This is a genomic window from Variovorax sp. P1_G12 (genome assembly GCF_056405555.1).
Map to the genome: position 1 here is coordinate 196,653 of NZ_JBFUBW010000012.1, position 22,006 is coordinate 218,658.

A 22,006-nucleotide genomic window follows, 5' to 3' on the forward strand; every position below is an offset into this window, starting at 1 on the left:
ACCGACCTCCAGGAGCAGCCACCATGATCTCTTCACAGGATCCATCGGACACCGGCCGGGCCGGCGTCGCCGTGGAACATCGCAAGGTGCAGCGCGAGCAGGACGCCAAGGACCGGGCGGCCGGCGCCAAGGCCAGAAGCAGGAAACCCATGCAGGCCGGCCACCGTCCCGAGCCCGAAAACCCGATGCCCGGCCAGCACCTGAAGAAGCCGGGCCTCGAAGCCGACATGGACCTGCAGCCGCGCTTCATGGCCTCGGGCTATCTGGGCAGCGGCAAGCTCAACGGCATGGTGGCGCTGGTGACCGGCGGCGATTCGGGCATCGGCCGCGCCGTGGCGCTGCTCTATGCGCGCGAAGGCGCCGAGGTGGCCATCGTCTACTTGCATGAAGAGCAGGTCGACGCCGCGGAGACCCGGCGCTGCATCGAGGCCGAGGGCCGCCACTGCGTGCTGATTCCGGGCGACGTGCGCGACCCGGCCTTCTGTCGGCGCGCGGTCGACGAAACCCTGCAGGCCTTCGGCAAGCTCGACATCCTGGTCAACAACGCCGCCTTCCAGCTGCATGCCGCCGTCATCGAGGACATCACCGACGAGCGCTTCGAGCTCACGCTGCGGACCAACGTCTTCGGCTACTTCCAGATGGCGCGCGCCGCGGTGCCGCACCTGCCGCGCGGCGGCTCGATCATCAACACCGGCTCGGTGACCGGGCTGGAAGGCAGCGCGCAGCTGCTGGACTACTCGACCTCCAAGGGCGCGATCCACGCCTTCACGAAGTCGCTCGCCAGCAATCTGCTGGACAAGGGGATCCGCGTCAACGCGGTCGCGCCGGGCCCGGTGTGGACGCCGCTGAATCCGGCCGACCGCGCGGCCGAGGAGGTGAGGGACTTCGGCCGGAACACCGACATGAGACGCCCGGCCCAGCCCGAGGAGCTGTCGCCGGCCTACGTGTTCCTGGCCGCGCCCTGCTGCGCCAGCTACATCACGGGCATCGTGCTGCCGGTCACGGGGAGCGTGGGCGCGATGTAGCAAGCGACAGAGGTGCGCCGCGTCCTTCCCTTATGCTGCGCTTCGATCACTCGTCCTACAGCACCCATCCCATGAAAATCCAGAAAGACTCCGTCGTCACCCTCCGCTTCAAGGTCGCGGACGCCACCACCCAGAAACTGATCGAAGAGAGCAGCGACCCGATGGTGTATCTGCACGGCGGCTACGAAAACACCTTCCCCAAGATCGAGGCCGCACTCGACGGCAAGGAGGCGGGCTTCCAGACCACGCTGAACCTGCAGCCCGAGGACGCCTTCGGTGTCCGCGACGAATCGCTGGTGCGCACCATTCCCAAAAGCGAGTTCCCGCCCGGCGTCAAGGTGGGCGGGCAGCTCGAAGGCCGCAACGACCAGGGCGAGCCCCAGGTCTTCACCGTCATGAAGATCAAGGGCCCCCAGGTGATCCTCGACGGCAACCACCCGCTCGCGGGCAAGGCGCTGAAGTTCAGCGTGACCGTGACCGGCGTGCGCGCCGCTACCGGGGAAGAGATCGCTCATCGCCATGTGCATGGCGATCACGGGCACCAGCACTGAGCGGGCGGGTGGCCGCCAGCACCACGGCCGCTCCGAGCTCCTTCAGCAACGCGTTTTCGACCAGCACCAGGCGCGCGAAGCTCTGCAGGTCCGCATCCGTGGGTCCCGGGCCTTCGCCCTGCAGCTGCTGGCGAAAGGCCGCGACGATCCGCTCCTGCGCCAGATGGCGCGTGTCGGTCGCGCTGGCCGCGGCGCGCCTCAGGGTGTTCACTTCAGCATCGAACGAGGTGTCCATTCAAAAGTCTCTCGGTCCGAGTGGAACAAGCCGGCGATTCTCCGGACGCCTTGGCGGACGGCATGTAGGCCGGCAACGCGCATTGGCCGCCGCCTGCGCCCCTCTCCGGTCGTCCCATCGCCCGCGCCACAGCGTCCCATGGCCGGGCCTTTCGCGGCGGCGCGGCAACCCCATATGCCAGGGATCCGCCCGCTTGCAGGCCCACACGAAAGCGCCACCATGAACTCCAGCCCCATCGTCCAGATCAAGGCCCTCGGCTTCCCGTGGGAGACGATCGACCCCTTCCTGTTCTGCGTCTACCACGACGATGCCTATCCGCGGGCCAACGCGCAGATGGGCCCGGACGCCCCGCTCGCGGGCCGCGACCTGGGCCAGGACTTCAGCCGCAAGGACGGCTGGAGCATGTACCACGGCCATCCCGTGCCCGGCTTCCCGGGACATCCGCACCGCGGCTTCGAGACCGTGACCATCGTGCGCAAGGGCCTGATCGACCATTCCGATTCGCTCGGCGCGGCCGCGCGCTTCGGCGGCGGCGACGTCCAGTGGCTCACGGCCGGCAAGGGCATCGTGCATGCCGAGATGTTCCCGCTGCTCGATGCGACGGCGCCCAATCCGCTGGAGCTGTTCCAGATCTGGCTCAACCTGCCGGCGCGCAGCAAGATGGCCGAGCCGCATTTCACGATGTTCTGGGCCGAGGACATCCCGGGCTTCACCGCCACCGACGCCGAGGGTCGCAAGACCGAAGTCGCGAGCATCGCGGGGCGGATCGCGCCGATCGACGGCGAGCCCGGTGCCGGCGGCCCGCTGGCGCCGCCGCCCGACTCCTGGGCGTCGCAACCCGATGCGGACGTCGCCATCTGGACGATCCGCATGGAGGCTCACGCACGCTGGACGCTGCCGGCGGCCAGCGGCGAGGGCACGCGCCGCAGCCTCTACTTCTTCAAGGGTCGCTCGGTCGCGGTCGCGGGAGAGCCGATCGACAGCCACGCGGCGATCGAGCTGCGCGCCGACGCTGCGGTCGAGCTGGTCAATGGCGACGAGCCGGGCGAGTTCCTGGTGCTGCAGGGTCGCCCGATCGGCGAGCCGGTGGTGCAGTACGGCCCCTTCGTGATGAACACCCAGGCCGAGATCGCGCAGACCATGGCCGACTACCGCCGCACCCAGTTCGGCGGCTGGCCCTGGCCGGACCACGCGCCGGTGCACGGGCGCGATCCGGCGCGCTTCGCGCGGCACCCGGGCGGCCGGGAAGAGAAGCCGGAGGACCACGGAACCGGCCGCGCTTGACCGACGGCTGGGCTCAAGCCCCTCGTCCGGCCACCTCGTCGGCCGCACGCTGCCCGGACAGGAAGGCGCCGCCGCAGGTCTGCGCCAGCGCCAGCGAGGTGGCCTCGCCGGCGAAATGCAATCGCTCGTCGACGGCCGCGGCGAGCGCGGCGCGCGCCTCGCCGCCGTCCGGCGTCAGGTAGGCATAGCTGCCCAGGAACAGCGGATCGGCGGCCCAGCCGGTCACGGCGCCGCGCACCACGCGCCGGCCGTGCAGTCCGCCGATGCAGCCATCCAGCCGCCCCAGGACCTCGTGCACCGCCTCGGATTCCGGCATGCGTGACAGCGCCTCGCCATAAGCGCCGCCGGCCAGCGCCACGACCAGCGTCGAGCCAAACGGGTGGCAGAGGAAGGTCAGGGCCTGGCCGGCGGGCGGCCTGGCCTGCGTCGCCCAGCCCATCGGCGACAGCCCGGGAATGCAGGCATCGAATTCGAGGATCACCTTGTTGAAATGCCCCATCGGCAATGCCTCGAGCGCCCGCAGCGTGCCGGGCGGCAGGGCGGGCCGGAATCGGATCGCTTCGGCCCGCAGCACGCCGGTGGAGACGGTGACGATGCAGTCACGCGCCTCGACAACGCCGCCCGTGGTGTGCACCCGAACGCGCGGCCCCCGGCAGTCGATCTCGCGCACCTGCTCGCCGAGCGCCACCGGGACGCCGTCGGCGAGCCGGGCCACCAGGGTGCCGAAGCCTTCGCGCAGCAACCCGTTGGGCTGGGTCGTGCCCTGCTGCTGGAGCCCACGCACCGACAACTGTGCGCTGTCGGCGCCGGCGTCGAGCGGGCCGATCGCGTCGCACGCCCACTCCATGGCCCAGTCGCCACCGGCCAGCGCCGCCAGCGACCGATCGGCGCCCGCATGCTGCGCGATGCGTCGACTCAGTTCGTCGACCGCGGCGGTCACGGATTGCAGCTCGGACGGCGACACGGGCCGCCCGTGCGCGAACACCGACCAAGGCGCGTCTTCGTGGTCCACCAGCGTGAGTCCCTGCGCCCGCGCCATGGCGGTGAAGGGATTGCGATCCGCCTGGTGCAGCCAGGAGCAGCCGCGGTCGACCGGGATCGCAAAGGTGTGGGCGTCGGTCCACGCGCGGCCGCCCACGCGCGCGCCGGCTTCCAGCACGCACACGGACCGGCCCAGCGCCTGCAGCCGCCGCGCCGCGGAAAGACCCGCAGCGCCGGCACCCACGACCACGCAGTCGACAGAAGATCGGGAGAGGGGCATCGCGGCAGAGGGCAAAGATGCAGAGCCTACAGCCTGGCGACGACGCGCTGCGCGGCCATCTCCCTGATCAGGCCCCACACCCGCTGCGCCAGCGGCGCCGGCGCGCGGTTGCGGCGATGCACCAGCATGATCGAACGCTGCACCCGGGGCAGCAGCGGGCGCATGACCAGCACCGCGAGCCCGCTCGGCGGCGCCGCCAGCGCCGGCATCACGCTGATGCCGATGCCCTGCTCGACCATGCGGAAGGCGGTGGTCGGATGGCCCACCTGCTGGCGCACCTCGCAGTGCACGCCGTGCCGCGCCAGCGCCCCGTCGATCAGGCGCCGGCTGCCCGAGGCGTGGTCGAGCAGCACCAGCGCCTCGCCCTCGAGTGCCGACCAGCGCAGCGAGCGCCTGGCCGCCAGCCGATGGCCCGGCGGCATCACGAGGCAGAAGGGATCGTCGAGGATGGGCTCGCAGTGCAGGTCGTCGGTGTCGGGCGGCTCGACCACCACGCCGAAGTCGACTTCGCCGGCGCGCACGCTGTCGAGCACGTCCTGCTGGATGCGGTCGAGCAGCACGAACTCGATCTCGGGCTCGCGCCGCGCGCATTCGGCGATGCAGGCCGGCATCAGGTTGGCCGACAGCGTCGGGCTGCTGGCCACCCGCACCTTGCCGCGTCGCGCGCCGGCCATGCCATGGACCTCGGCCAGCGCCTGGTCGAGTTCATCGAGCAGCCGTGCCAGCCGCACCGCGAGCGACTGGCCGGCCTCGGTCAGCACCACCTCGCGCGTCGTGCGGTCGAGCAGCTTCAGGCCCAGCTGGGCTTCGAGCTCGTGGATCGAGCGGCTGACCGCCGGCTGCGACAGGCCGATCTGGTCGCCGGCGCGGCTGAAGTTGCGGCCATCGGCGATGGCACGGAAGACGCGCAACTGGCGCAGGCTCACATTCATGCAATGGAATGATATATCTATCAGATAAATCCATTTCTCTTTTGAATGATGGCCGGGTCCAATCGGCCCCATGGCACGTTCACGCTACCTCCCCGACAACTTCACGCTGGCCCTGGTCGCCACCGTCACGCTGGCCAGCCTGTGGCCGGCGGGCGGCGCCACCGCCCATTTCTTCGAGCGCCTGACCACGGTCGCGATCGGCCTGCTGTTCTTCCTGCACGGCGCCAAGCTGTCGCGCGAGGCCATCATGGGCGGCATCACGCACTGGCGGCTGCACCTGCTGGTGTTCGGCGCCACCTTCGTCATGTTTCCGCTGCTGGGGCTCGCGCTCAAGCCGGTGCTGACGCCGCTGGTCACGCCCGAGCTCTACACCGGGGTGCTGTTCCTCTGCGTGCTGCCGGCCACCGTGCAATCGGCCATCGCCTTCACCTCGATGGCGCGCGGCAACATCCCGGCGGCCGTCTGCAGCGCCTCCGCGTCGACGCTGCTCGGCGTCTTCGTCACGCCGCTGCTGGTCAACCTGATCGTGGTGCAGCATGGCGCCGCCGGCGCCTCGCTCGATGCCATCGGGCGCATCCTGCTGCAGCTGATGGTGCCTTTCGTTGCAGGTCATCTGCTGCGGCCCTGGATCGGCGGCTGGATCAAGCGGCGCGGCTCGGTGCTGACCCTGGTCGACCGCGGCGCGATCCTGCTGGTGGTCTACACCGCCTTCAGCGCGGCCGTGATCGAGGGCCTGTGGAAACAGGTGCCGATGTCCGCATTGGCGGGCCTGCTGGTGGTCTGCGCGGTGCTGCTGGCGCTCGCGCTGTGCATCACCACCTGGGCCAGCCGCGCGCTGGGCTTCGACAAGGCCGACGAGATCACGATCGTGTTCTGCGGCTCCAAGAAGAGCCTGGCCAGCGGCATCCCGATGGCCAAGGTGCTGTTCGCCTCGCATGCGGTCGGCGCCATCGTGCTGCCGCTGATGCTGTTCCACCAGATGCAGCTGATGGTCTGCGCGGTGCTGGCGCAGCGCTATGCGCGCCGCAAGGCCGAGACGGAAGGGCGGCTGACCGAGGCAAAACGCCCGGCCTGACACGGCTCGAGGCCAGGGATACCGCGGAACCGGCTTCGCCGGGCCGCCGGTATCGCCCCCTGAAGGGGGCGGCGCCGCAGGCGCTTCGGGGGTGATTTCTACCGCGGGGCGTCGCCCTTGCGGTAGTCGGCGGTCAGCGCATCCAGCCGCTGCTTGAGGTCCGCATCGAGCTTGTACTCGGCCGCGGCCAGCGTCGCGTCGAGCTGCTCGGGCCGGCTGGCGCCGAGCAGCGGCGCGGTGATCAGCGGATTCGCCATCACCCAGGCCACCGCCAGCGTGGCGAGCGGCACGCCGGCCTCCTCGGCCAGCTGGTGCAGCTGCGCGACCGTGGCAAAGCTGCGCTCGTTCCAGTAGCGGTCCTGGTACATGCCGCCGGCGGTACCCAGCGTGAATCGCGTGTTCTCTCCGGGCTTGGCCTCGGGCTTGTACTTGCCGGTCAGCAGGCCGCCCGCGAGCGGGTTGTACGGAATCACGCCCAGCCCTTCCTCGCCGGCCAATGGCAGCAGCTCGCGCTCGATCTCGCGGAACAGCAGGCTGTAGCGCGGCTGCACCGAGACCAGCCGCGTGAGCTTGTGCAGTTCGGCGCGGCCGATCGCGCGCGCCAGCCGGTAGGCCAGGAAGTTCGACACGCCGATGTAGCGCGCGCGTCCCGAGCGGACGATCACGTCGAGCGCCTCGAGGCTCTCGTCGAGCGGCGTCTCGCGGTCGTCGGAATGCAGCTGGTAGAGGTCGACATGGTCGGTCTGCAGCCGCTTGAGCGAGGCGTCGATGGCGTCGAGCAGATGCTTGCGCGAGGCGCCCTGGTCCCAGGGGTTCGGGCCGACCTTGCCGACCGCCTTGGTGGCGACGATGAAGTCGCCGCGCCGGCTCGCGCCCTTGGCGCGCAGCCAGCGGCCGACGATCTCCTCGGTGCGGCCGGTGGTCTCCACCGTGCCGCCGAGCGGATAGACGTCGGCGGTGTCGAGGAAGTTGATGCCGCCCTCGGTCGCGCGGTCGAGGATCCGGTGCGACACCGCCTCGTCGGTCTGCAGGCCGAAGGTCATGGTGCCGAGCGCGAGCCGCGACACGGTGAGGCCGGTGCGGCCGAGACGGGTGGTGGGGATGCTCATGGAAAGGCTCCGTACGCTGCTGGGCAGTCGATCATCATAGTCACCGGCTTCAGCGGTAGCTCGCCAGGTGGATGCTGGTCTCGGTGCTCCGGATGCCCTTCAGCAGCCGGATCCGCTCCAGCACCTTCGACAGCTCCGCCATCGAGGCGGCGCGCAGTTCGGCCAGCAGGTCCCAGCGGCCATTGGTGTCGTGGAGCGCAGCCACCCCGGGCTCGCCGAGCAGGCTGGCAATCACCAGGCGGGTCTGGTTGCCCTCGACCAGGATGCCCATCCAGGCGCGGATCTCGTCGCTGCGGCTCTCGGGCCGAAGCTGCACCGCGTAGCCGACGATCACGCCGCCGTCCTCGAGCTTGCGCAGGCGATTGGTCACCGTGCCGCGCGAGACCCCGAGCTTCTGCGCCAGCGTGGCCGCGGGCAGGCGCGCATCGTGGCGCAGCAGCGCGATCAGGCGATGGTCGAGGGTGTCGATGTCCATGGCGTCAATGGTCCCACATGACTCTGCGGGGCAGGGCTCAGCCTCCGCCTTGCTGAGCCGCAAGCTCCAGGTAGCGCATGGCGGTCTCGGGTGCCAGCGCGCGGCGAGCGGCTTGCGCCTCCGCCGGGGTCAGCGACGCCAGCAGCTCGACCTGCCCGGCCACGAGCGTGGCGATCGGAACGCCATCGCGAAACAGCACGCGCGAGCCGGCCACGCGCGCCACGCGCGGACCCGGCACGACCGAGCCGAGCAGGTTCGCGGGATCCGCGGCCGACAGGGCCACCAGGCTGCCGTCGGCCGGCTGGCGCCGCAGCTGTCGCATCAGGCCGATGGCTTCGGGCAGGGCGAACTGCTCGCCCGCCACGCCCTCGATGAAGCGGCCGCCGCGAATCTCGCCGCGGGCTTCGAGCCGGCGCCAGGCGCGCAGCAGATCGCTCCAGGGCGGCAGCCACCCCGCCTCGCGCTCGAGCAGGCGCCAGCACACCACGCCATAACGGCGCAGCAGGATCCGCGCGACCTGCTCGATCGCCTCGCCGGCGAGCCCCTGCGGCCCGTGGGCCTCGACGCGCGGGCGCACCAGCGACCAGCGGCCGGCATCCTCGATGCCGACCAGCGGGCTGCGCCGGCGCCGGCCGGCGGTCGTCGACGAGCGTTTCGAGGGCGGAATCAGCAGCGCGCGCAGCCCTGCGTAGCTGTCGCAGTGCGCGCGGCCGCGCATCACCAGTTCGGACAGCGCGTCCTCGAGCTCGGTGCCGAGCAGCCGCGTGCCCTGCAGCATCTCGTCGAAGAAGGACGCGCCATGCGCGGCCAGGAAGGCCGCCAGGCGCTGGGCGCGCGTGCCGAGCGCCGCATCGTCGGCGGGCGCAGGGGCCAAGCCGGTCCACAGCGAGGCGCTGCGGCGCGGCAGCAGCAGGATCGGTGTCGACCGCAGCGAGGTGCCGCCGACCCCTGGCCGTCCTTCGGCGGCCACCGGACGCAGCCGGGTCCACAGCGTCCGCCCGGCGGTGCACAGGTCGTCGAGCCAGGCCGGCGCGTAATCCTTGACGCGGGCCGGCAGCAGCTCGGCCTCCCAGAGCGCAGCCGGCGCCTCGTAGCCCTCGAGCTGCGCCAGGATGCCGGCCAGCGCCTCGGGGCCGCTGACCCGGCTGGCGCCGCCGACGTGCTGCCATTCGAACAGGAAGCGGGCGAAGTCGCGCGGCTCGACCGGTTCGATCTCGCGCCGCAGGCGCTTCAGCGTGTAGCGATGGATGCGGGCCAGCAGGTGCCTCTCGCACCATTCGACGGTCTCGGCGCCCGGCGTGAACCGGCCCTGGAGCACCGAGCCCTCGGCCTGCAGCGCGGACAGCGCGGCCTCGATGTCGGCGCGCGGCAAGCCGAGCTGCGCCGCCAGATCAAACGCCGGCACCGGGCCCAGGCCGCCCAGCCGTGAGCGAAGCAGTTCGCGCAAGGCCTCCGCGGGGCTGTCCGGCGCCTGCGCGCAGTCCGGCGGCGGCTCGATCGCCGGCTGCATCGCGGCCGCGGGATACAACACCCGGACCTGCGCCAGCCGCTCGGCCGCGACCCACAGCCCGCCGTCGGGCGCGGCGCCCGCCGGTATCAGCCGGGTGGCCCGGCCCGCCTGCGCCAGCGCGGCCAGCCAGACGGTCCACCCGGCGTTGGCCGACAGCTCTTCGACGCTGACGGCGCCGAGCCCGTTCAGCGCCTCGTGCATCTCGTCGGCATTGCGGGCGCGCGGCCAGGCCTCCTCCCGAACGCTGGCGATCGCGTCGGCGTCGAGCTGGCCGAGATCGTCCGCGCTCTCGGGATCGACGTAGCGCCGGTTCTGCACGGCCTGGGTCCGGCGCTCCTCCAGCGGCGCGTCGTCGAGGAAGGCATAGGGCCGCGCGTTGAGCGCCTCGGCCGCGAGCGGCGAGGGGGCCGGCAGGTCGCGCGCCAGCACCTCGACCTCGCCGGCGTCGAGCCGGCGCAGCAATTGCAGCCAGCCCTCGGCATCCATCGCCTCGTAGAGGCAGTCGCGCAGGGTCTGGGCCACCAGCGGATGGTCCGGGATCTCGCGGGCGCCGCTCAGGTTCTCGGCGCAGGCGACCTGGTCCGGGAACACCGTCGCAAGCAGGTCCTCGGACTTCATGCGCTGCAGCTGCGGCGCCACCTTGCGCCCGCCCACGAAGCGCGGCAGCGCCAGCGCCGTGGTCGCGTTCCAGCGCCAGCGCACGCCGAACAGCGGGGCGTCGAGCAGGGCCTGCACCAGCACGTCGAGCGCCGAAGCCGGGTGCAGGTAGCGCATCACTTCCTCGAGCGGGAAGCTGTGGCTGGTCGACAGCGACAGCACGATCGCGTCCTCGGTGGCCGCCGCCTGCAGCTCGAAATTGAACTGGCGGCAGAAGCGCTTGCGCAGCGCCAGCCCCCAGGCGCGATTCAGCCGGCTGCCGTACGCCGAGTGGATCACCAGCTGCATGCCGCCGGAGGCGTCGAAGAAGCGCTCCATGACGATCCGCTGCCGGGTCGGAAGGGCACCGAGCACGCGCACGCAGCGGGCCAGGTGCTCGACGATCTGGCGCGCGGCTTCGGCGTCGAGGCCGACCGTGCGGACCAGCCAGCCGACGGTGTCCTCGACGCCGCCCGTCTTCAGCGCTTCCTCGATCTCGGCGCGCAGGCGCGACACGCCGAACGACAGCTCGTCGCTGCGCCCCGGCGCTTCGCCGAGCCAGAACGGAATGTTGGGCGCGGCGCCGTGCGCGTCCTCCACCCGCACCCGGCCCGGCTCGATCTTCAGGATCCGGTAGCTCGCATTGCCGAGCTGGAACACATCGCCCGCCAGGCTCTCGACCGCGAAGTCTTCGTTGACCGTGCCGATCTTGTGCGCCTGCGGCTCGAGCATCACGGTGTAGTCGCCGGCCTCGGGGATGGTGCCGCCCGAGGTCAGGGCGGTCATCCGCGCGCCCTTGCGCTCGCGCAGCAGGTGATGGACGGCATCGCGGTGCACATAGCCCGCGCGCGGCCCCTGCCGCGTGGTGAAGCCCTCGGACAGCATCCGGACGACGGCCGTGAAATCCTCGCGCTTCAGCTCGGCGTAGGGCCAGGCGCGCCGCACCAGCGCGAAGAGTTCGTCTTCCCCGCATTCGCGGCAGGCCGTCTCGGCCACGATCTGCTGCGCCAGCACGTCGAGCGGCGCCGGCAGCACGCCGAGCGCGTCGAGTTCGCCGCGCCGCACGCAGTCCAGCAGGGCCGCGCACTCGACCAGTTCGTCGCGCGATTGTGGGAACAGCCGCGCCTTCGGCACGCCGCCGACCGCGTGCCCGGAGCGTCCGGCGCGCTGCAGGAAGGTCGCGATCGAACGCGGCGAGCCGAGCTGGCAGACCAGGTCGACGTCGCCGATGTCCAGGCCCAGCTCGAGCGAGGCGGTGGCCACCAGCACCTTCAGGTCGCCGCGCTTCAGGCGCTGCTCGGCCTCGACGCGCGTCTCCTTCGCCAGGCTGCCGTGGTGCGCGGCCACCACTTCCTTGCCGAGGATCTCGCCCAAGTGCCGCGCCGCGCGTTCGGCCATCCGGCGCGTGTTGACGAACACGAGCGTGGTGCGGTGTGCGTGCACCAGCCCGGCCACGCGCGCATACACCTGTTCCCACTGCTCGTTCGACATCACGGCGGCCAGCGGCGTCGGCGGCAGCGCGAGCGCCAGGTCGCGCTGCTTGGCATAGCCGATGTCGACGATCTCGCAATCGGCCACGCCATCGACCACCGCGCCGGCACCGACCAGGAAGCGCGCGATCTCGTCGATCGGCTTCTGTGTCGCCGAGACGCCGATGCGGATCAACGGCTGCGCGCAGATCGACTGCAGCCGCTCGAGCGACAGCGCCAGGTGGCTGCCGCGCTTGCTCGCGACGATGGCGTGGATCTCGTCGACGATCACCGTGCGCACCGTCGACAGCATCTTGCGGCCCGACACCGAGCCCAGCAGCACATACAGCGACTCCGGCGTGCTGACCAGCACGTGCGGCGGCCGGCGCAGCGCCTGCAGGCGTTCGCGGGCCGGCGTGTCGCCGGTGCGCACGGCGGTCCGGATGGCGACATCGGGCAAGCCCAGCGTCGCGAGTTCGGCCCGGATGCCGGCCAGCGGGGCCTGCAGGTTGAGGCCGATGTCGTTCGACAGCGCCTTCAATGGCGAGACGTAGACCACGGTGGTCTGGTCGGCCAGCCCGGCCGGCGCCAGCCCCTCGCGCACCAGGCCATCGAGGGCCGCAAGGAAGGCGGTGAGCGTCTTGCCGGAACCGGTGGGCGCCGCGATCAGCGTGTGGCGGCCGGCGCCGATCGCCGGCCACGCGGCAGCCTGGGCCTCGGTGGGGCCCGGGAAGGTCGCGCGGAACCAGTTCGCGACGGCGGGATGGAAGTCTTGCAGCACGGGGAAAGAATGAGATCAGGCCGGGCGCCCGGATGTCAAGGCACGCCACCCATGGCCCGGCGGCCGGCCGTTTGACGTCCGCCGGCGATGGGCGTACGGTTGCCGGCCGGCCCGCCCGCGGGACGCGAACGAAGGAGACAACGACGATGACCGACCTGTCCACCCATCCGACGCAGATTGCCGGCGCCTGGCTGGCCGATTTCCAGTCCGCGCTCGAGCGCCGGGACATCGACGCCGTGCTGGCGCTGTTCGAGCCCGACTGCTACTGGCGCGACCTGGTCGCCTTCACCTGGAACATCCGCACGCAGGAAGGCCCCGAGGCGATCCGCGCGATGCTCGAGGCGCGGCTGGCCGACACCCGGCCGACCGCCTTCGCGGTCGAGGGGGATGCCACCGAGGCCGACGGCGTCGTCGACGCCTGGTTCACTTTCGAGACCGCGGTGGCGCGCGGCCGTGGCCACCTCCGGCTGCGCAGCGGCAAGGCCTGGACGCTGCTCACGACGATGACCGAACTCAAGGGCTTCGAGGAGCGCAAGGGCGAGCGGCGCATCAAGGGGGCCGAGCATGGCGCGAACCCGCAGCGCAGGACCTGGCTCGAACGGCGCCAGCAGGAGGCCGAGACGCTGGGCCATTCCGAGCAGCCCTACGTGCTGATCGTCGGCGGCGGCCAGGGCGGCATCGCGCTCGGTGCGCGGCTGCGGCGGCTGGGGGTGCCGACGATCATCGTCGAGAAGAACGCCCGGGCCGGCGATTCCTGGCGCAGGCGCTACAAGAGCCTCTGCCTGCACGACCCGGTCTGGTACGACCATCTGCCGTACCTGCCGTTCCCGGAGGACTGGCCGGTGTTCTCGCCCAAGGACAAGATCGGCGACTGGCTCGAGATGTACACCCGGGTGATGGAGCTCAACTACTGGGGCTCCACCACCGCGAAAAAGGCGCGCTTCGACGAGGCGAAGCAGGAATGGGAAGTGGTCGTCGAACGCGACGGCCGCGAGATCACGCTGCGGCCGAAGCAGCTGGTGTTCGCGCTCGGCGTCTCGGGCTACCCGAACCTGCCGAAGATCCCGGGCGCCGAGACCTTCCTGGGCGAGCAGCATCACTCGAGCGCGCACCCGGGGCCGGAGGCCTGGCGCGGCAAGAAGTGCGTGGTGCTCGGCTCCAACAACTCGGCCCACGACATCTGCGCCGCACTGTGGGAGAACGGTGCCGACGTGACGATGATCCAGCGCAGCTCGACCCACATCGCGCCCTCGGATTCGCTGATGGAGCTGGCGCTGGGCGGCCTCTATTCCGAGGCCGCGCTCAAGGCCGGCGTGACGACCGACAAGGCGGACCTGATCTTTGCCTCGGTGCCCTACAAGATCATGGCGCCGATGCAGGTGCCGGTGTACGACGAGATGAAGCGGCGCGACGCCGACCTGTACGCGCGCCTCGAGAAGGCGGGTTTCCTGCTCGACTTCGGGGTCGACGGTTCGGGCCTGTTCATGAAGTACCTGCGGCGCGGCTCGGGCTACTACATCGACGTCGGCGCCTCGGAGCTGGTCGCCAACGGCAGCATCAAGCTGCGCAGCGGTGTCACCATCGAGCGCATCCATCCGAGGTCGGTGACTCTGAGCGACGGCAGCGAGCTGCCGGCCGACCTGATCGTCTATGCCACCGGCTACGGCTCGATGAACGGCTGGCTGACCGACCTGATCTCGCCTGAAGTGGCCGACCGCGTCGGCAAGGTCTGGGGCCTGGGTTCCGACACGCCCAAGGACCCGGGGCCCTGGGAAGGGGAGTTGCGCAACATGTGGAAGCCGACGCAGGTGCCGCAGCTGTGGATTCATGGCGGCAACCTGCACCAGTCGCGCCACTATTCGCAGTTCCTGGCGCTGCAGTTGAAGGCGCGCATGGAGGGCCTCGAGACGCCGGTGCACGAACTCGCGCTGGTGCACCATACGCGTTGACGGCGCCCGGCAGGGGGTTCAGACCAGCCTGCCGCGTTCGCTCAGCAGGCGCATGCTTTCGTCGCCGATCACTTCCTGCTCCAGGGCCAGGAAGCGCATCCAGTAGCCGGCGATGTCGATGTTGTCGCCATTGGCGAGCACCTGCGTCTCGACACGCTTGCCGTTGACGAAAGTGCCGTTGCGGCTGCCGAGGTCGCGCAGGATCACCAGCGGCCCCTCGGTACTCAGCCTGGCATGGAAGCGGCTCACCCGCGGCGAGGCCAGCACCACATGGTTGCGCTCGGCACGGCCGATGGTCATGCCGGGCTCGGACACCGGCACCTGGGTCGTCAGGCCGGTCGGTGTCATCAGGATCAGCATCGCCATTCGTGAACGCTCCGTGAGGCGATCGAAGGTAGCCACTCGCCCATCAAAGTACAAGCGCGATACGGTTACATCCCGTTTTTCACAGTCCCTTTTCGACCATTCCCAGGAGCCGCTGCCCCAGCGCGTCCACCTGCGCCTGCGGCAGCCCGCGCAGGGGCCCATCGATGATCAGCAGGGCCAGGCCATGCACCGCCGACCAGGCCAGGAACTCGGCGCCCGGGCGGCGCTCCGGCGGCATCGCGCCCGCATCGACCAGCCGGTCGAGGGCCGCGCCGAGCAATTCGAAGGGGTTGAGGCCGCTTTCGCCGCCCTTGGCTTCGGCGGGCGCGTCATCGACGTCCACCGGGGTCGCGAAGGCGGTGCGGAACAGGCCGGTCTCGGCCTGCGCGAAGCGCAGGTAGCCGCTGCCCACCGCGCGCACGCTGGCACGGGCGTAGTCGGCCGGCTGGCGCGTCGGGTCCAGGGTCGCGAGTTCGGCCTCCATGGCCCGCGCGACGGCCGACAGGGCGGCGGCGCGCACCGCCTGCAGCAGCGCCAGCCGGCTCGAGAAATGCCGGTAGGCCGCATTCGGAACCACGCCCGCGCGCCGTGTCGCTTCCCGCAGGACCACCGCATCCGGGCCGCCGCTGCGCGCCAGTTCGACGCCGGCTTCGAGCAGCGCGCGCCGCAGATCGCCATGGCGGTAGGTGCTGCGCGCGGGCGGACTGGTGGCGGGCGGAGCGGTCATCGGTTTTTCATGTGGACAGCGTACATTATCTCTGCTATTTTTGTGGACGTCGTACACAACCAGTCTCGCAAAGGAATCCGATGGCGACCCAGATCTACGTCAACCTTCCCGTCAAGAACCTCGACCGCTCGGTCGCGTTCTTCACACAGCTCGGCTTCGCATTCAATCCGCAGTTCACCGACGAGAAAGCCACCTGCATGATCGTCGGCGACGACATCTACGTGATGCTGCTGGTCGAGAGCTTCTTCAAGACCTTCACGCACAAGCCGATCGCCGATGCGACCCAGACCACCGAGGTGCTGCTGACCCTGTCCCGCGACAGCCGCGCCGAGGTCGACGGCATGGTCGCCAAGGCGGTGGCCGCCGGCGCCACGACGCCGAACAGGCCACAAGACCATGGATTCATGTACCAGCACGGCTTCCAGGACCTCGATGGCCACCTGTGGGAGCTCGTGCACATGGATGCGAGCGCAATGCCGCCCGCGAATTGAGCCGCCCCACCCACATTCACTCCAGGAGATCATCATGCAAGTCCAGCCCTACCTGTTCTTCGAAGGCCGCTGCGAGGAAGCGCTCGAGTTCTACCGCAAGGCGGTCGGCGCAGAAATCACGATGTTGATGCGCATGAAGGACAGCCCCGAGCCGCCGCCCCCCGGGATGGCCCCGCCGGGCTCCGAGAACAAGGTGATGCATGCGAGCTTCACCATGGGCCAGTCCACGCTGATGGCGTCCGACGGACGCTCCTCCGGCCAGCCGGCGTTCAAGGGCTTTTCCCTGTCGCTGATGGCGGCCGACGCAGCCGAGGCCCAGCGCCTGTTCTCCGCGCTCGGCGAGGGCGGCCAGGTGCAGATGCCGCTCGGCAAGACCTTCTGGTCTCCGGCCTTCGGCATGGTGGAAGACCGCTTCGGCATCACGTGGATGGTGCAGGTGCCAGTGCCGATGTGAATATGGCCCCCACGCTCCCTCACTGCGTGTGGTCGCTGCCCCCCGAGGGGGCCGCAGGCCGCCTTGGGGCGGCCCGGCGCCGGCCTGAGCCCCCACGCTCCCTCACTGCGTGTGGTCGCTGCCCCCCGAGGGGGCCGCAGGCCGCCTTGGGGCGGCCCGGCGCCGGCCTGAGCCCCCACGCTCCCTCACTGCGTGTGGTCGCTGCCCCCCCGAGGGGGCCGCAGGCCGTCTTGGGGGCGGCCCGGCGCCGGCCTGAGCCCCAACGCGCCGACGCGACAGGCGGGCACGGCGCTTTGCTCTTAAATTCGACGCTTCATTCCAAAGGAGCACCCGCACATGATTCACGCCGTTGCCGTCATCACGGCCAAGCCCGGCCAACGCGATCTGATTCTCGAGGCCTACCGGGCCAACCGGCCCGCCGTGCTGGCCGAGAAAGGCTGCATCGAGTACACCGCGACCATCGACGCGGCGGGCATGCCGGCCTCGCGCGGCTCCTTCGGCGCCGACACCTTCGTCGTGATCGAGAAGTGGGAAACGCTGGCCGACCTGCAGGCGCACGCCGCGGCGCCGCACATGGCTGCCTATGGCGCCAAGGTCAAGGACTGGACCGAGAGCCGGCTGATCCACGTGCTCGAACCGGTCTGAATCGGCCCGGCGCTGGTCTGAATAGGCCCCCACGCTCGTCACTTCGTGTACTCGCTGCCCCCCAAGGGGGCGCAGACCGGCTTGGGGCGGCCCGGCGCCGGTCTGGGCAAGCCCGGTCCGCCAAAGAATAACGCGCCCGAGGGCGCGTTTTTTCATGGCGTGGCGCGAGCTTACTTCGCCATCACGCGGACCATCTCGAGGCACTTGTTCGAGTAGCCCCATTCGTTGTCGTACCAGCTCACGAGCTTGACGAAGGTGCCGTCCAGCGCGATGCCGGCCTCGGCGTCGAAGATCGAGGTGCGCGGGTCGCCGCGGAAGTCGGTGGCGACCACCTTGTCCTCGGTGTAGCCGAGCACGCCCTTGAGCGCGCCTTCGCTCTGCGCCTTCATTTCGGCGCAGATTTCCTTGTAGGTGGCTTCCTTGACCAGCTCGACCGTGAGGTCGACCACCGACACGTCGGAGGTCGGCACGCGGAAGCTCATGCCGGTGAGCTTCTTGTTGAGCTCGGGGATCACCACGCCCACCGCCTTGGCAGCGCCGGTGCTCGAGGGGATGATGTTTTCCAGGATGCCGCGGCCGCCGCGCCAGTCCTTGTTGCTCGGGCCATCGACGGTCTTCTGGGTCGCCGTGGCGGCGTGCACCGTGGTCATCAGGCCGCGCTTGATGCCCCACTTGTCGTTCAGCACCTTGGCCAGCGGCGCCAGGCAGTTGGTGGTGCAGCTGGCGTTGCTGATGATGGCTTCGCCGGCGTACTTCTTGTCATTGACGCCGTAGACGAACATCGGCGTGTCGTCCTTGCTCGGGGCCGACAGCAGCACCTTCTTGGCGCCGGCATCGATGTGCTTCTGCGCCGTGTCCTTGGTCAGGAAGAGGCCGGTCGATTCGAGCACGATGTCGGCGCCGACGTCGCTCCAGTTGAGCTTGGACGGGTCGCGCTCCTGCGTCAGGCGAATCTTCTTGCCGTTGACGACGAGCGTGTTGCCATCGACCGTGATCTCGCCCTGGAAGCGGCCGTGCACCGAGTCGTACTGCAGCATGTAGGCCAGGTAGTCAGGCTCGAGCAGGTCGTTGATCGCGACAATCTCGATGTCGTTCTTGAAGTTCTGCACCGCCGCGCGCAGCACGTTGCGCCCGATGCGACCGAAACCGTTGATGCCGAGTTTGATAGCCATGTCTGATGCTCCTGGATAGTTGAAAACTTGAAGATGCGATCGATGTCAGCGCGCGAGCGCCGCTTCGACCGTGGCAGCGACGTTCTCTGCCGTGAATCCGAAATGCTTGAACAGCACGCCCGCGGGTGCCGACTCGCCGTAGCTGTCGATGCCGACGACGGCCGCAACACCGTACTTCCACCAGCCGTCGGTGCAGCCCATCTCGACCGCGATGCGCGGCGTGCCCTTGGGCAGCACGCTCTTCTTGTAGGCCACGTCCTGGCGGTCGAAAGTGGTGGTGGAAGGCATGGAGACGACGCGCACGCCGATCTTCTTCGCCGCCAGCAGCTCCTGGGCCCGCAGCGCCAGCTGCACTTCGGAGCCGGTGGCGATGATGACCGCCTTGACCTTCTTGTTCTTCAGGCCGACGGCCTCGGGCTCGGACAGCACGTAGGCGCCCTTGCTGATGTCGCTCAGGTCCTTCTTGGGCGCGTAGGGCAGGTTCTGGCGCGACAGCAGCAGCGCGGTCGGGCGGTCGGCATTCTGCAGCGCGACGGCCCAGGCCACGGCGGTCTCGGCCGTGTCGCCGGGACGCCAGACATCGAGGTTCGGGATCAGCCGCAACGAAGCCGCATGCTCGATCGACTGGTGGGTCGGGCCGTCCTCGCCGAGGCCGATGGAGTCGTGCGTGAAGACGTGGATCACGCGCTGCTTCATCAGCGCCGCCATGCGGATCGCGTTGCGGCTGTAGTCGCTGAAGGTCAGGAAGGTGCCGCCGTAGGGAATGAAGCCGCCATGCAGCGCAACGCCGTTCATGATGGCCGCCATGCCGAATTCGCGCACGCCGTAGTTGATGTGGCGGCCCAGCAGGCCGTCGGGGAACTGCTCGTTGCCTTCGCTGCGGATCACGGCGCCGTGGTCGTCGAAGCGCAGGCTGGGCGTGCTCTTGGTGTTGGTGAGGTTGGAGCCGGTCAGGTCGGCGCTGCCGCCGAGCAACTCGGGCAGGGCGGCGGTGAAGGCTTCCAGCGCCAGCTGCGAGGCCTTGCGCGAAGCCACGGTCTCGGACTTGGTGTGAGCGGCCACCACGGTGTCGAAGGCGGTCTGGTGGAAGTTCTTCGGCAGCTCGCCCTTCATGCGGCGCGTGAATTCCGCCGCCAGGTCGGGGAAGACTTCGGCGTAGGCTGCGAACCGGTCGTTCCAGGCTGCCTCATTCTTCGCGCCGGCCGCCTTGGCGTCCCATTCCTCGTAGACCGCCGCCGGCAGCTCGAAGGGCGAGTGCGTCCAGTTCAGCGCGCTGCGCGTGAGGCCGATCTCGTCGGCGCCCAGCGGCTCGCCGTGCGCCTTGGCCGTGTTGGCGCGGTTCGGGCTGCCCTTGCCGATATGCGTCTTGCAGATGATCAGGGTCGGCTGGCCGGTGTGCTTCTTCGCCTTCTCGATGGCCTTCGACACCTCCCTGGCATCGTTGCCGTCGATCGGGCCGATCACGTTCCAGTCGTAGGCCTTGAAGCGCTGCTCGGTGTCGTCGACGAACCAGGGCTTGACGGGCCCGTCGATCGAGATGCCGTTGTCGTCGTACAGCGCGATCAGCTTGTCGAGCTTCCAGGCCCCGGCCAGCGCGGCGGCTTCGTGGCTGATGCCCTCCATCAGGCAGCCGTCGCCCAGGAAGGCGTAGGTGTGATGGTCGACGATCTCGTGGCCCTTGCGGTTGAACTCGGCCGCGAGCAGCTTCTCGGCCAGCGCGAAGCCGACCGCATTGGTGATGCCCTGGCCCAGCGGGCCGGTGGTGGTCTCGACGCCGGGCGTGATGCCGACCTCGGGGTGGCCCGCCGTCTTGCTGTGCAGCTGGCGGAAGTGCTTGAGCTCCTCGATCGGCAGCGCATAGCCCGTGAGGTGCAGGACCGAATAGATCAGCATCGAGGCGTGGCCGTTCGACAGCACGAAGCGGTCGCGATCGAACCACTGCGGATTGACCGGGTTGTGCCGCAGGTGGTCGCCCCACAGCGCGACCGCCATGTCGGCCATGCCCATCGGCGCGCCCGGATGCCCCGAGTTGGCGAGTTGAACGGCATCCATTGCCAACGCGCGAATCGCGTTGGCCATCAAGGCTTGGTTGGCCATCTGTGGCTTTCTGGGAGCAGGTTAGGGGGAACCCGGTATTTTAACGGGCGGGGTGGAGGGGCCCCGGAATGGGCTCGGATCAGGCCGGCGCCGGGCAGCCCCAAGGCGGCCTGCGGCCCCCTCGGGGGGCAGCGACCCACACGCAGTGGGGGAGCGTGGGGGCCACATTCAGCTAGAGTGCCGCTCCATGCAGGGCCTTCACCTCACCGCCGACCTCCTCGACTGCCGTTGCGACGAACGCTGGCTGGTCGACGCCGAAACCCTTGGCGCCGCCTGTGCCGCGCATGCCGAAGCCGCCGGTTTGCAGGTGGTCGGCCGGCTGTTCCATGCCTTCCCGGCCACGCCGCAGGGCCCGGGCGGCGTGACGGCCACGGTGCTGCTGGCCGAGTCGCACCTGTGCGTCCACACCTGGCCGGAGCAGCGCGGCGTGACGATCGACGTCTATGTCTGCAACTTCGGCGCCGATCACTCGGCCAAGGCGAAGGCGCTGATGACCGCACTGGAGGCGCTCTTCGTTCCCGGCCATGCGCAGCGGCATGCCCTGCAGCGCGGCGAGATCGGGGCGGCGGTGGCATGCGCCGCGCCGGGCCGCCCCAAGCAAGCTCGCACCGCAGTGCGCAGCACGAAGGTATTCCCATGAGCGCTATTCCAGCAATGATCCTGGCAGCCGGCCGCGGCGAGCGCATGCGGCCACTGACCGACCACACACCGAAGCCGCTGCTCGAAGTGCACGGCAAGCCGCTGATGCAGTGGCCGATGGATGCGCTGGCCGCGGGCGGCTTCACCGATCTCATCGTGAACACGGCCTGGCTGGGCGAGCAGATCGAGGCGCGCTTCGGCAGCCGGCACGGCGCGGCCGCACTGCGCTACTCGCACGAAGGCCGCGACTTCGGCGGCGCGCTCGAGACCGCGGGCGGCATCGTGCGCGTACTGCCGGCGCTGGGCGAGGTGTTCTGGGTGGTCGCGGGCGACGTGTTTGCGCCGGAATTCGCCTTCACCCAGCAGGCGGTCGACCGCTTCGCGGCGAGCGGGCGACTGGCGCATCTTTGGTTGGTGCCGAATCCGCCGCACAACCCGTCCGGGGATTTCGGCATCGCCGCCGATGGCAGCGCATTGGCGGATTCGCCGCGCAAGCACACTTTCTCGACCATCGCGCTGTACCGGGCCGGCCTGTTCGCGCCGCCGTTCTGCGCGATGCCGTCGGGCAACGCCTGCGGAACGAAGGCGGCGCTGGCGCCGCTGTTGCGCGCCGCCATGGCCGCCGGCACCGTCAGCGCCGAGCTCTATGCAGGACCGTGGACCGACGTCGGAACGCCGGAACGCCTCGCGGCGCTGAATGCATCGGGGCCGGCCATGCCGGGCGCACAAATAAAACGGCCCGCGTGAAGCGGGCCGTTCCATGCATGCCGGTGTGCCGGCCGTTCTACGGGATCGCGATCAGGGCACGTTGGCCGTCTTGAGGTGGAACGGCTTGCCAGGCAGGGCCATGGCGCCGCCGTACTCGATGCCGATGGCGCCCGTGGGCGTCACGGGGCACCCGTTGGGCGCCGGGCAGGCCTTGCCGTCGCTGAAGATCACCGGTCCGTAGCGGTAGTTCCTGATGGCCTTGCCGGCGTAGTCGGCCACGCTCACGATGTTGTTCGAGTTGGCGAAGTTGTCCGCGTCCTCGATCGAGATCGGATCGATCATGCGCGTGTCCTGCAAGGTGCGCACGATGCTGCCGCTGTTGCCGTTGGACGCAAAGCGCACCCACGAGATCTTG

At 69.9% G+C, this 22,006-nt stretch carries 20 protein-coding genes and 1 pseudogene; 10 read left to right on the plus strand and 11 right to left on the minus strand.

Translation table 11 applies throughout. The features are described from left to right. Window positions 1–23 precede the first annotated feature (23 nt). Window positions 24–1,025: an SDR family oxidoreductase gene (locus AC1D2O_RS16280; protein WP_478087732.1), complete on the plus strand. Its 1,002-nt coding sequence runs from the start codon at window positions 24–26 to the stop codon at window positions 1,023–1,025. 71 nt (window positions 1,026–1,096) lie between these two features. Continuing rightward, window positions 1,097–1,576 (plus strand): FKBP-type peptidyl-prolyl cis-trans isomerase, encoded by a 480-nt coding sequence (locus AC1D2O_RS16285; protein ID WP_478087734.1) that lies wholly within the window; start codon window positions 1,097–1,099, stop codon window positions 1,574–1,576. Here AC1D2O_RS16285 and AC1D2O_RS16290 read toward each other — a convergent pair. After that, on the minus strand, window positions 1,518–1,811 hold the full coding sequence (locus tag AC1D2O_RS16290) for a hypothetical protein (RefSeq protein WP_478087736.1): 294 nt from the start codon (window positions 1,809–1,811) through the stop codon (window positions 1,518–1,520). The two genes, AC1D2O_RS16285 and AC1D2O_RS16290, sit on opposite strands and share 59 nt — an antisense overlap. Before the next feature lie 219 nt (window positions 1,812–2,030). Between AC1D2O_RS16290 and AC1D2O_RS16295 the strand changes: the two genes are divergently transcribed. Next, a complete protein-coding gene (locus AC1D2O_RS16295; RefSeq protein ID WP_478087737.1) occupies window positions 2,031–3,095 on the plus strand; it encodes a pirin family protein in 1,065 nt (354 codons plus the stop codon). Between the two features lie 13 nt (window positions 3,096–3,108). On the opposite strand, the gene AC1D2O_RS16300 is transcribed toward AC1D2O_RS16295, so the two are convergent. Next, window positions 3,109–4,356 carry a flavin monoamine oxidase family protein gene (locus AC1D2O_RS16300; protein ID WP_478087739.1) on the minus strand — a complete coding sequence of 416 codons (1,248 nt, stop codon included), beginning with the start codon at window positions 4,354–4,356 and terminating at the stop codon, window positions 3,109–3,111. 26 nt (window positions 4,357–4,382) lie between these two features. After that, complete coding sequence (locus AC1D2O_RS16305; protein ID WP_478087741.1) at window positions 4,383–5,288, minus strand: LysR family transcriptional regulator; 906 nt, start codon at window positions 5,286–5,288, stop codon at window positions 4,383–4,385. A 70-nt stretch (window positions 5,289–5,358) separates the two neighbouring features. Here AC1D2O_RS16305 and AC1D2O_RS16310 point away from each other — a divergent pair, with 70 nt between their 5' ends. Further along, window positions 5,359–6,363 carry a bile acid:sodium symporter family protein gene (locus tag AC1D2O_RS16310; protein WP_478087743.1) on the plus strand — a complete coding sequence of 335 codons (1,005 nt, stop codon included), beginning with the start codon at window positions 5,359–5,361 and terminating at the stop codon, window positions 6,361–6,363. A 98-nt stretch (window positions 6,364–6,461) separates the two neighbouring features. Here AC1D2O_RS16310 and AC1D2O_RS16315 read toward each other — a convergent pair whose 3' ends face one another. The 3 genes from AC1D2O_RS16315 to AC1D2O_RS16325 are packed head-to-tail and all read right to left on the minus strand — an operon-like array spanning window position 6,462 to window position 12,343. Continuing rightward, window positions 6,462–7,472, minus strand: coding sequence for an aldo/keto reductase (locus AC1D2O_RS16315; protein ID WP_478157478.1), 1,011 nt, complete (start codon window positions 7,470–7,472; stop codon window positions 6,462–6,464). A 49-nt stretch (window positions 7,473–7,521) separates the two neighbouring features. Then, window positions 7,522–7,941 (minus strand): Lrp/AsnC family transcriptional regulator, encoded by a 420-nt coding sequence (locus AC1D2O_RS16320; RefSeq protein ID WP_478087756.1) that lies wholly within the window; start codon window positions 7,939–7,941, stop codon window positions 7,522–7,524. A gap of 43 nt (window positions 7,942–7,984) precedes the next feature. After that, window positions 7,985–12,343 (minus strand): DEAD/DEAH box helicase, encoded by a 4,359-nt coding sequence (locus tag AC1D2O_RS16325; RefSeq protein WP_478157480.1) that lies wholly within the window; start codon window positions 12,341–12,343, stop codon window positions 7,985–7,987. 146 nt (window positions 12,344–12,489) lie between these two features. Between AC1D2O_RS16325 and AC1D2O_RS16330 the strand changes: the two genes are divergently transcribed. Then, window positions 12,490–14,292, plus strand: a complete 1,803-nt coding sequence (locus tag AC1D2O_RS16330) for an NAD(P)-binding domain-containing protein (RefSeq protein WP_478087749.1) — start codon at window positions 12,490–12,492, stop codon at window positions 14,290–14,292. An 18-nt stretch (window positions 14,293–14,310) separates the two neighbouring features. Here the strand turns inward: AC1D2O_RS16330 and AC1D2O_RS16335 are convergent, their stop codons facing one another. Continuing rightward, complete coding sequence (locus AC1D2O_RS16335) at window positions 14,311–14,658, minus strand: FHA domain-containing protein (protein ID WP_478087750.1); 348 nt, start codon at window positions 14,656–14,658, stop codon at window positions 14,311–14,313. A gap of 79 nt (window positions 14,659–14,737) precedes the next feature. Next, on the minus strand, window positions 14,738–15,385 hold the full coding sequence (locus AC1D2O_RS16340; protein WP_478087752.1) for a TetR/AcrR family transcriptional regulator: 648 nt from the start codon (window positions 15,383–15,385) through the stop codon (window positions 14,738–14,740). An 80-nt stretch (window positions 15,386–15,465) separates the two neighbouring features. Between AC1D2O_RS16340 and AC1D2O_RS16345 the strand changes: the two genes are divergently transcribed. From AC1D2O_RS16345 to AC1D2O_RS16355, 3 genes are all read left to right on the plus strand, one after another. Beyond that, on the plus strand, window positions 15,466–15,876 hold the full coding sequence (locus tag AC1D2O_RS16345; protein WP_478087753.1) for a VOC family protein: 411 nt from the start codon (window positions 15,466–15,468) through the stop codon (window positions 15,874–15,876). A gap of 34 nt (window positions 15,877–15,910) precedes the next feature. After that, on the plus strand, window positions 15,911–16,330 hold the full coding sequence (locus AC1D2O_RS16350; RefSeq protein WP_478087754.1) for a VOC family protein: 420 nt from the start codon (window positions 15,911–15,913) through the stop codon (window positions 16,328–16,330). A 336-nt stretch (window positions 16,331–16,666) separates the two neighbouring features. Further along, on the plus strand, window positions 16,667–16,975 hold the full coding sequence (locus AC1D2O_RS16355) for a putative quinol monooxygenase (RefSeq protein WP_478095120.1): 309 nt from the start codon (window positions 16,667–16,669) through the stop codon (window positions 16,973–16,975). 170 nt (window positions 16,976–17,145) lie between these two features. On the opposite strand, the gene gap is transcribed toward AC1D2O_RS16355, so the two are convergent. Both gap and tkt read right to left on the minus strand, forming a co-directional pair. After that, on the minus strand, window positions 17,146–18,147 hold the full coding sequence (gene gap, locus AC1D2O_RS16360; protein ID WP_478107545.1) for a type I glyceraldehyde-3-phosphate dehydrogenase: 1,002 nt from the start codon (window positions 18,145–18,147) through the stop codon (window positions 17,146–17,148). 45 nt (window positions 18,148–18,192) lie between these two features. After that, window positions 18,193–20,244: a transketolase gene (gene tkt / locus AC1D2O_RS16365; protein ID WP_478094367.1), complete on the minus strand. Its 2,052-nt coding sequence runs from the start codon at window positions 20,242–20,244 to the stop codon at window positions 18,193–18,195. A 187-nt stretch (window positions 20,245–20,431) separates the two neighbouring features. Here tkt and AC1D2O_RS16370 point away from each other — a divergent pair, with 187 nt between their 5' ends. Next, entirely contained in the window at window positions 20,432–20,884 is a 453-nt protein-coding gene (locus tag AC1D2O_RS16370; protein ID WP_478157482.1) for an S-adenosylmethionine decarboxylase family protein, read from the plus strand. 14 nt (window positions 20,885–20,898) lie between these two features. Continuing rightward, a complete protein-coding gene (locus AC1D2O_RS16375) occupies window positions 20,899–21,630 on the plus strand; it encodes a nucleotidyltransferase family protein (RefSeq protein WP_478093667.1) in 732 nt (243 codons plus the stop codon). Window positions 21,631–21,681: 51 nt separating this feature from the next. On the opposite strand, the pseudogene AC1D2O_RS16380 reads toward AC1D2O_RS16375, so the two are convergent. After that, window positions 21,682–22,006, minus strand: a pseudogene (locus AC1D2O_RS16380) (hypothetical protein); the annotation flags it as partial.

Coding starts and splice junctions, on each gene's coding strand:
- AC1D2O_RS16280 (WP_478087732.1), top strand. CDS start 24: ATGATCTCTTCACAGGATCCATCGGACACCGGCCGGGCCGGCGTCGCC.
- AC1D2O_RS16285 (WP_478087734.1), top strand. CDS start 1,097: ATGAAAATCCAGAAAGACTCCGTCGTCACCCTCCGCTTCAAGGTCGCG.
- AC1D2O_RS16290 (WP_478087736.1), bottom strand. CDS start 1,811: ATGGACACCTCGTTCGATGCTGAAGTGAACACCCTGAGGCGCGCCGCG.
- AC1D2O_RS16295 (WP_478087737.1), top strand. CDS start 2,031: ATGAACTCCAGCCCCATCGTCCAGATCAAGGCCCTCGGCTTCCCGTGG.
- AC1D2O_RS16300 (WP_478087739.1), bottom strand. CDS start 4,356: ATGCCCCTCTCCCGATCTTCTGTCGACTGCGTGGTCGTGGGTGCCGGC.
- AC1D2O_RS16305 (WP_478087741.1), bottom strand. CDS start 5,288: ATGAATGTGAGCCTGCGCCAGTTGCGCGTCTTCCGTGCCATCGCCGAT.
- AC1D2O_RS16310 (WP_478087743.1), top strand. CDS start 5,359: ATGGCACGTTCACGCTACCTCCCCGACAACTTCACGCTGGCCCTGGTC.
- AC1D2O_RS16315 (WP_478157478.1), bottom strand. CDS start 7,472: ATGAGCATCCCCACCACCCGTCTCGGCCGCACCGGCCTCACCGTGTCG.
- AC1D2O_RS16330 (WP_478087749.1), top strand. CDS start 12,490: ATGACCGACCTGTCCACCCATCCGACGCAGATTGCCGGCGCCTGGCTG.
- AC1D2O_RS16335 (WP_478087750.1), bottom strand. CDS start 14,658: ATGGCGATGCTGATCCTGATGACACCGACCGGCCTGACGACCCAGGTG.
- AC1D2O_RS16340 (WP_478087752.1), bottom strand. CDS start 15,385: ATGACCGCTCCGCCCGCCACCAGTCCGCCCGCGCGCAGCACCTACCGC.
- AC1D2O_RS16345 (WP_478087753.1), top strand. CDS start 15,466: ATGGCGACCCAGATCTACGTCAACCTTCCCGTCAAGAACCTCGACCGC.
- AC1D2O_RS16350 (WP_478087754.1), top strand. CDS start 15,911: ATGCAAGTCCAGCCCTACCTGTTCTTCGAAGGCCGCTGCGAGGAAGCG.
- AC1D2O_RS16355 (WP_478095120.1), top strand. CDS start 16,667: ATGATTCACGCCGTTGCCGTCATCACGGCCAAGCCCGGCCAACGCGAT.
- gap (WP_478107545.1), bottom strand. CDS start 18,147: ATGGCTATCAAACTCGGCATCAACGGTTTCGGTCGCATCGGGCGCAAC.
- tkt (WP_478094367.1), bottom strand. CDS start 20,244: ATGGCCAACCAAGCCTTGATGGCCAACGCGATTCGCGCGTTGGCAATG.
- AC1D2O_RS16370 (WP_478157482.1), top strand. CDS start 20,432: ATGCAGGGCCTTCACCTCACCGCCGACCTCCTCGACTGCCGTTGCGAC.
- AC1D2O_RS16375 (WP_478093667.1), top strand. CDS start 20,899: ATGATCCTGGCAGCCGGCCGCGGCGAGCGCATGCGGCCACTGACCGAC.